2 protein-coding genes are annotated in these 7,513 nt (G+C 69.6%); both read right to left on the minus strand.

The window, feature by feature from the left end:
- The coding region (locus ACFV2O_RS36610; protein ID WP_379256342.1) for an amino acid adenylation domain-containing protein at nt 1-5,538 on the minus strand (5,538 nt) is incomplete at its 3' end.
- A 278-nt stretch (nt 5,539-5,816) separates the two neighbouring features.
- Nucleotides 5,817-7,513 (minus strand): thioesterase domain-containing protein (locus tag ACFV2O_RS36615; RefSeq protein ID WP_379256344.1); only part of this gene is annotated, 1,697 nt, incomplete at its 5' end.

Below are 7,513 nucleotides of genomic sequence, written 5' to 3' on the forward strand. Positions count from 1 at the left end.
AGTACGCGCCGCATACGCCACCATCACATCCCGCACCAACGGACCCATCGACGACGCATCCGCCGCGATGTGATGCACCACCACCGCCAACACATGTTCCTGCGGCGCGTCCGCGATCCGCAGCAGCCGCACCCGCACCGGCACTTCGGCGGTCACGTCGAACGGAGTCGCAGCGAGCGTGTACACCTCGCTCGCGACCTCGTCCGCGCCGATCGCATGCGCGCCCACATCCAGCGCCACCTGCCCGGCGGCCAGCACCACCTGCACCGGACCATCCGCGGTCTCCGGATACACCGTGCGCAGCACCTCGTGGCGCGCCACCACGTCGTGCAGCGCCGCACCCAGCGCGGCGACATCCAGTTCGCCGGTCAACCGCAATGCGAAGGGCAGATTGTAGGCCGCGGAACCGGCCGTGGCGGCAGCGCCGTCCACGTGGTCGAACCGGTTGAGGAACCACATCCGCCGCTGCGCCAACGACAACGGCAACCGCTCCGGCCGGGCGATGCTCCCCAACTCCACGCGCTCACCGTGCGTGTGCGACTCCAGCGCCGCCGCCAACCCCGCCACCGTCGGAGTCTCGAACAGCGCCCGCACCGGCACGCGAGCATCGACCGCCGCACCCAAGCGCGCCGCCGCCTGCGTGGCGACCAGCGAATTGCCGCCGAGCGCGAAGAAGTCGTCATCCGCGCCGACCCGGGTCACACCGAGCACCTCGCCGAACACACCCGCCACGATCTCCTCGACCGCGCTCGAGGGCGCACGGAACTCACGCGCGGTGAAGGCAGGTTCGGGAAGCGCCTTACGATCGAGCTTGCCGCTGGAGTTCAGCGGCAACGCATCCAGCGCGACTATGGCGGCCGGAACCATGTAGGCGGGCAGCGTTTCCCCGATTGCAGCGAGCAACTCGCCTTGCTCGATCGAGTACCCCGGCATGGGGACTGTGTAGGCGACGAGCTGGTCCCCGAGCGACGAAGGCGCGACCGAGGCCACCGCCTGGCTCACCGAAGGCTGCGCCAGCAGCGCCGTCTCGATCTCGCCCAGCTCGATCCGCTGACCACGGAACTTCACCTGGAAATCGGTCCGGCCGAGGTAGTCCAGCCGATGCGGCAGCGCTTCGGTCGGGGCGCGCCAGACCACCAGGTCACCGGTACGGTACATCCGCTCGCCGTTGCCGAACGGGTTGGCGACGAACCGGTCCGCGGTGAGATCGGGACGCCGCACATAACCGCGGGCCAGCTGATCACCGGCCAAGTACAACTCACCCGGCACACCCACCGGCACCGGCCGCAACCACGAGTCCAGGACGTACACCCGCGTGTTCCACTGCGGCACGCCGATCGGCACGGAACGCTCGTCCGCGGCCGTCGCGGGCCAGTAGGTCACCGACACCGCCGCCTCGGTCGGGCCGTAGAGATTGTGCACGGCCGCGTCGGTCACCGTGCGCACCGCGGCGACGGTCTCCGGCGGCAGCGCTTCGCCGATCACGAAGATGTCGCGCAAAGTGGGGCACGACCCGGGAGCGGTGTGCGCGGCGAAGACCGTCAGCATGGACGGCACGAAATCCGTCACCGTCACACCCTGTGCCGCAATCGTTTCCGCGACATACACCGGATCGCGGTGCCCGTCGTGGGCGGCGACGACCAGCTTCGCGCCCACGCGCAGCGGCAGGAAGTATCCCCATAGCGAGACGTCGAAGGTCGTCGCCGTCTTCTGTAGGTACACGTCGTCGGCGTCCAGCGGATAGGCAGCGAGCATCCAGCTGATCTGGTTCTGGATCGCGAAGTGCGAGATCGCCACGCCTTTGGGCCTGCCGGTCGACCCGGAAGTGAAGATGACGTACGCCGGATGGTGCGGCGACACCGGGCGCACGAGTTCTTCCGCGCGAACCGGGCTGTCGTCGAATCGGTTCGGATCCAGCGCGTCCAGCAGCAGGACCGCGGTGCCTTCCGGCACGTCGACCGCGTCGGCGGAGGTCGTGAGGACGCAGACCGGCTGCGCCGTGTCGAGGATGTGCGCGATGCGTTCGGCCGGATGATCCGGATCCAACGGCACATACGCCCCACCCGACGCCACCACCGCATACATCCCCACCACGAGATCCAACGACCGCCGAACCGCCAACCCCACCAACGACTCCGCACCCACACCCTGCGAAATCAACAAACGCGCCAGCCGATTCACCCGCGCATCGAACTCACGATAAGTCAGCTCGGCGCCCTCGTGCACCAAGGCCACCTCGTCCGCGTACGCCTCCGCGGCGCGCCGGTAACCGTCCAGCAGCAACTCGGCGGACACCGGGTACCTGGTGCTGTTCCACTCGAGCAGGATGCGTTCGCGCTCGGCGGGAGCCAGCAGGTCGATCGCGCCGATCGGCCGATCCGGCTCGGCCGCGACGGCGGTCAGCAACAGATCCAGCCGCCAGGCGAACTCGGCGATCGTCCGCTCGTCGAACAGGTCGGTGGCGTAGGTGAACATCGCCGTGAACCCGGTGGCCTGTCCATCGGCGGCGGGCACCACGGTCAATTGCAGATCGAATTTCGCCATCGCGCTGTCGAACTCGACCACCTGAGCGGATAGTCCGGGCAGTACTATCTCGGGCATGCTGAGGTTCTGGTAGAACAGCGCCACTTGGAACAACGGATGATGCGCCTGCGAGCGCACCGGGTCCAGCACCTCGACCAGCCGCTCGAACGGCAACTCGGCGTGCGAGAACGCGCCGAGATCCGTTTCCTTCGTCTGTTCGAGCAGCGCACGGAACGACGCGCCGGGATCAATCCGGGTGCGCAGGACCAGCGTGTTGACGAACATGCCGATCAGCGGATCGAGTTCCCGCTCGCCCCGGCCCGCCACGGGCGTGCCGATGGTGATGTCGTCGGTGCCGGTGAGCCGGGCGAGCAGCACCGCCAGGGCGCTGTGCACCACCATGAACTCCGAGGCGCCCGCGCTCTGTGCCAGTTCGGCGAGACCTCGGTGCACGGAGGCGTCCACCACGAAGGTGTACTCCGCGCCCCGGCCGGAGGCGACGGCTGGACGCGGCCGGTCCGCGGGTAGGTCGATCCGGTCCGGGATGCCCGCCAAGGCGTCGCGCCAATAGGCGATCTGGGCCGCGGCCACCGAATCCGGGTCGTCCTCGTCGCCGAGCATCGCGCGCTGCCACAGCGTGTAGTCCGCGTACTGCACGGGTAGCGGTTGCCACGACGGGCGCGCCCCGTTGCGCCGGGACAGGAACGCGCTGAGCAGGTCACGCAGGAACGGCGCGACCGAAGCGCCGTCGGCCGCGATGTGGTGCACCACCACAACGACCACGTGGTCACCGGGACCGATCTCGGCCAGTGCGATGCGCAGCGGCACCTCCGCCGCGACGTCGAAGCCGGTCAGCGCGAATCCGCGCAGCCAGTCCGGTAGCTCGTGCTCGGCGACCGGCTTCGGCGCGAGGTCGGGAACGGCCTGTGCGGCTGGCAGCACCACTTGATACCCGGTACCGTCCACCGCCGGATACACCGTCCGCAACGTCTCATGACGCCCGACCACATCCGCCACCGCCGCCTGCAACGCCGCCACATCCAACACACCCGACAACCGCACCGCGAACGGAATATTGTTCGCCGCGGACCCGGTATCGAACTGATTCAAAAACCACATCCGCCGCTGCGCGGGCGACAACGGCACCCGCTCCGGACGCTCCACCGCCACCAACGCGCGCCGGTCGCCCGCGCCCTTCAACGGCTCCAACCGCGCGGCGAGCGCGGCGACGGTGGGGCTTTCGAAGATCAGCCGCGCGGGCACCCGCGCCGCGATGGCGGCCCCCAACCGGGCCGCGACCTGCGTCGCGATCAGCGAGTTGCCGCCCAGCTCGAAGAAATCGTCGTCCGCGCCGACCGGCGCGCCGGGGCCGAGCAGTTCGGCGAACACCTCGCCGACCAACTCTTCGAGCGGGCCGACCGGCGCGCGGAACACCTTGGTCTGCAACCGCGGCGCGGGCAGCGCCTCGCGGTCCAATTTGCCGACCGGAGTCAGCGGGATCTCGTCCAGCACCATGACGACCGTCGGCACCATATGCGCGGGCAGGCTCTGCTCGGCGAGCGCGGCCAGTTCGGCCGCGTCGGCGTCCATCCCCGGCGTGGCGTGCACGTAGGAGACGAGAATGGTCGCGCCGCTGTCCAGGTGGTGGCCGACGGTGACGGCGAAATCGACCGTCTCGTGCGCCGCCAGCACCGCATCGATCTCACCGAGCTCGATACGGAAACCGCGAATCTTCACCTGGAAATCGTTGCGACCCAGATACTCCAACTCACCATCCGGCGTCCAACGCACCAGATCACCGGTGCGATAGAGGCGTGACCCATGCGCGTCGAACGGGTTCGCCACGAAGCGGGACGCGGTCAGTCCCCGCCGTTCGTGATAGCCGCGGGCCAGTTGCGCACCGGCGATGTACAGCTCCCCCACGACACCGCTGGGGACCGGGACCAACCGCTCGTCCAGCACGTATTCGGTGACGGCCCGGATCGGCGCGCCGATCGTCACCGGTTCCCCCGGCACCAGCGGCGCGCTGATGTTCGTCATGATCGTCGTCTCGGTCGGGCCGTACCCGTTGAAGAACTCACGGGTGCGCCCACCCGACACCGGTAGCACCCAGCGCCGCACCAGCTCCGGCGGGCACGCCTCGCCACCGGCCACCACCACACGCAACTCGTCCAACCCCGCCGGATCCACCGACGCCAGCGCGGCCGGCGTCACGAACGCGTGGGTCACGGCCTCCCGGCGGATGAGGGACGCGAATTCCTCGCCGCCGAACACCGTGGGGGACGCGACGACCATGGTGGCCGCGCCACCCAGCGCGAGCAGCAACTCCAGCACCGACGCGTCGAACGACGGCGACGCGAAATGCAACGTCCGCGACGCACTCGTCACCCGATACCGATCACGCTGCTCGGCACAGAAACTCGCCAACCCCGCCTGCGTGATGACCACACCCTTCGGCTTGCCCGTTGAGCCGGAGGTGTAGATGACGTAGGCGGGATGCTCCGCGCGCAGCGGACGAACCCGATCGGTGTAGGTCACCGGATCTGCCGGGAACTCCGCGAGCCGCCGGGCGCAGTCCGCGGTGTCGATGGCCAGCCACTCGACCCGGTCCGGTAGGTCACCGCGGAGTTCCTCCACGGTCAGCCCGAAGACCGCGCCCGAGTCGGCGACCATGTGCTCGACCCGGTCGATCGGATAGTTCGGATCCACCGGCACGAACCCCGCACCGGTCTTGGCCACCGCCCACACCGCGACCACCGACTCCACCGAACGCGGAACACCGACCGCGACCAGATCCTCCGGACCCACCCCACGATCGATCAACAAACGCGCCAAACGCGTGGACCGTTCGTCCAGCTCGGCATAGCTCAGCGCGGCCAGCGTGGCGGTCGCGTCGGCGAACACCACGGCCGCGCCGCTCGGGTTGGCCTCGACGGCGGTGGCCATCAATTGCGGCAGAGTGGTGACGCGGGGGCGGCGGGTCCGGGTCGGGCGCACACGCGCCGGGCGGGTCATACGCGCACCGCTTCCGCAGTCTCGTCACGCCGCTGCCCGACCGCCCGAACCATCGTGCTGCCTCACCCTGTCTATCGTCGCCGCACGCACGTCACCATGCTCCCCACCCTGGGATCATCGAACGTGCGCAGGTCGATCGTTACCTGACCACCGGCGCACGCCGAGCGCGACCGGCCTCGACCCTGGGGTTTCGGGTCGAAAACGGACGCACGTGACGAGTGCCGCGGTTGATTATTACCTGCCGACGCGCGATTGGGGTCGCGACGTCGGCAGGATGGTCAACGGCGAGCGTCGAGCAGAGCGGCCAGCTGCGGTCCGATCACCGCCAGCGCCTCCGGTGTGGCCATCCGAGCGTGGGTGACCTCGACCGGCCGGTCGACGACCATGCCTTGGACGTACGGCCACCAGTCGGCCGCGGCGGCGCGCAACTCGTCGGTGGGATCGGCGACCGCCGCGCTGAAGTACTGCACGGTGCCGCGGAATACTCCGGGCCGGTGCTCGGCGATCAACTCCGCCGAGCGGACCGCGGTGCGGTAGATCCGGCGCAGCCGCTCGGGAGTCACCGCGACCAGATCGGCCGGGATCATGGCGTGCAACGCGGCCAACGACTCGTCGTCTAGCTCGTAGACATCGCCGTCAGCGGTGACCGCCGTGCCGAGGCCGAGTTCGGCCAGGGCCCCGCGCACCGCCGCGCGGAATCCGACCACGTCCGGATTCGGATGGCTGTCCATCATGGCCAGCAACTCCACCTGCTCGCCCGCGTCCTGCAACCTGGTGGCGATGGCATGGGCGAGCACGCCGCCGAGGGACCAGCCGAGCAACCGGTACGGACCCTGCGGTTGTACCGCCCTGATCTCGGACAGGTAGCGCTCGGCCAGTTCGTCCAGCGAACCGGGCAGCTCGACGTCCTCCGACAGCGCGGGCGATTGCAGGCCGAAGATCGGCTGCTCGACGGGCAGGAACTGGGCCAGACCCGCGTACGACCAGGCCAAGCCGTACATCGGATGCAGGCAGAACAGCGGGGCCGCCGATCCGCTCGCCCGGATGGGCAGCAGCACGTCCAGCGCCGCGGTGGCGTCGGCGTCGCCCGCGTCGATGCGCGCGGCCAAGCCCGCCACCGTGGCGTCGGTGAAGAACCACTGCACCTGCACCGTCGCTCCGGTCGCGTCCCGCAGCCGTCCGGCCACCTGGGCCGCGAGCAGCGAGTTACCGCCGAGCCCGAAGAAATCGTCGTCCAGGCCGACGCGGTCGGCGCCGAGCAGTTCGGCGAACGCGGTGGCCACGGCCTGCTCGGTGACCGTCTGCGGCGCGCGGTAGGCGGCCGTGCTGACGATCTCCGGTGCGGGCAGCGCCCTGCGGTCCAGTTTCCCGTTCGCCGTCAACGGCAACACCTCGAGCACGACCACCGCATCCGGGACCATGTACCCGGTCAGGAAGTCGGCGACTTCGCCGCGCACCGCGGTCGGGTCGATGCTCGCGCCCGGGTCGGGCACGACGTAGCCGATCAAACGGTCACCGGCATGCTCGTCGGTACGGACCGCCGCGACCGCCTGCCCGACCCCCGCACACCGCAGCAGCGCCGCCTCGATCTCCCCGAGTTCGATGCGGAACCCACGCAACTGCACCTGCTGATCACCGCGACCGGCGTACTCCAGGGCGGCGTCGTCACCACGGGCACGCCAGCGCCCGATATCCCCGGAGCGATACATCCGCGAGCCCGGCGCACCGAACGGATTGGCCACGAACCGTGTCGCGGTCAACCCCGCACGCCCCAGATACCCGCGCGAGAGCTGCGCGCCGACCACATGGATCTGTCCGGCCACCCCCACCGGCGCCGGATGCAACCGGTCGTCGAGCACATACGCCTCCAGACCCGGGATCGCCCGCCCGATCACGCTGGCCGGGTTGTCGACCATCTGCTCGTCCAACGACAGGAACGACACGTGCACCGTGGTCTCGGTGATGCCGTACATGT

This window comes from Nocardia sp. NPDC059691, from assembly GCF_042733915.1.
GTDB classification, from domain to species: domain Bacteria; phylum Actinomycetota; class Actinomycetes; order Mycobacteriales; family Mycobacteriaceae; genus Nocardia; species Nocardia sichangensis.